Raw genomic sequence first — 1,862 nt, 5'->3', positions numbered from 1 at the left:
CAGCGGGGCGGCAGGAGAGGCTCCCGAGGATCGCAAGCCCCAGTCCGACGAGGCGCGCAGCGCCTTCACCCCGCCGCTCGGCGTCCCGCTGCCGACGCCGCCCGAGGAAGAGCACCCGACCTCGGAATTCGCCATTCCGGAGGGCGTCGCCCCCGAGCCGCCCAGCGAACGCGAAGGCTCGGCCTTCGCCCTCCCCGCGGGCACCGTCGCCCCCGACTCCAGCACCACCCAGAGCACGCTCCTGCCCGGCTACACGCCGCCCTACGGCTCGCCCAAGGTCAGCCTGACCAAGGACACGCCCTGGCAGGACCGCATGCGCACCATGCTGCGCATGCCCGTCGGCGAGCGGCCCGCCCCCGAGCGGGCCGCCAAGCAGGACGAGCCCGGCCCGCCCGTCCCACGTGTCCTCGACCTCACCCTCCGCATCGGCGAGCTGCTGCTCGCGGGCGGCGAGGGCGCGGAGGACGTGGAAGCGGCGATGTTCGGCGTCGCGCACGCCTACGGGCTCCACCGCTGCGAGCCGACAGTCACCTTCACGCTGCTGACCGTCAGCTACCAGCCGTCCCTCGTCGACGACCCCGTCACCGCCAACCGCACGGTGCGGCGGCGCGGCACCGACTACACCCGCCTCGACGCCGTCTTCCGGCTCGTCCACGACATCACGTCGCAGGGGCTGACGCTGGAGGAGGCCTACGGCCGCCTCGCCGAGATCCGCCGCAACCGCCACCCGTACCCCGGCTGGGGCCTGACCGCCGCCTCCGGGCTGCTCGCCGGCGCGGCGAGCATGCTCGTGGGCGGCGGGCTCGTCGTCTTCCTCGCCGCCGCGGTCGGCGCGATGCTGGGCGACCGGCTGGCGTGGCTCGCCTCCGGGCGCGGGCTGCCGGAGTTCTACCAGTTCGTGGCGGCCGGGCTGCCGCCCGCGGCGATGGGCGTCACGTTGAGCGCCCTCCACGCCTACGTGGATGTCCAGGCGTCCGCGGTGATCACCGGTGGGCTGTTCGCCCTGATCCCCGGGCGGGCGCTCGTGGCGGGCGTCCAGGACGGCCTGACCGGCTACTACATCACCGCCGCGGCCCGGCTCCTCGAAGTCGGCTACCTGATCGCCGGCATCGTCTGCGGCGTGCTGATGGTCCTCTACGGGGGCGTGCACATCGGCGGGGCCACGCTCAACCCCGAGGCGGCGCTGGAGCGCGTGGAGCGGCCGGTGATCCAGATCATCGCCGCGATGCTGCTGTCCTTCGCCTTCGCAGTGCTGCTCCAGCAGGAACGTCACTCTGTGTGGGTCGCCACGCTCAACGGCGGGGTCGCCTGGGTGGTCTACGGTGCGCTCGCCGACACCGCCGGGCTGGACCCCGTGCCCGCCACGGCCATCGCCGCCGGGCTCGTCGGCCTCTTCGGACAGCTGCTCTCGCGCTACCGGTACGCGTCCGCGCTGCCGTACGTGACGGCGGCGATCGGGCCGCTGCTGCCCGGTAGCGCCGTCTACTTCGCGCTGCTGAACTTCGCCAAGAACGAGCTGAACACCGGCATCGCCAGCCTCACCAAGGCGGCCGCCCTGGCCCTGGCGATCGCCATCGGCGTGAACCTGGGCTCGGAGATGGCCCGGATGTTCCTCAAGGTCCCGGGCGAAGCGGCGGGGCGCCGCGCGGCAAAGCGCACGCGGGGCTTCTAGCAGGCCTACGCGGGGGGCCACCCGCACGCTTCCGGGCGGCCCGGAAGCCTCCGCTTTGCGGTGCCCGCACGCCGGGCGACTTCCCCCCGCCGCGACGGCGATCCGCCACAACGCGCGTGTCCGGCGGTGCCGAGCCCGGCCGAGCTCCTACGGCACCGCCGGGCTTCGCCGTCGTGGCGTATCGCCGTCG

Annotated in this window: 1 protein-coding gene; it reads left to right on the top strand. The window is 74.2% G+C overall.

Annotated features, from left to right (window positions below):
* The coding region (locus V7793_RS37135) for a threonine/serine ThrE exporter family protein (protein WP_336014095.1) at positions 1-1,672 on the top strand (1,672 nt) is incomplete at its 5' end.
* Positions 1,673-1,862: the final 190 nt, after the last annotated feature.

Source organism: Streptomyces sp. KLMMK (assembly GCF_036961605.1).
Lineage (GTDB): Bacteria > Actinomycetota > Actinomycetes > Streptomycetales > Streptomycetaceae > Streptomyces > Streptomyces telluris.
Note: the sequence above shows the minus strand (reverse complement) of the source record. Positions and strands in the feature narration are given on the sequence as shown.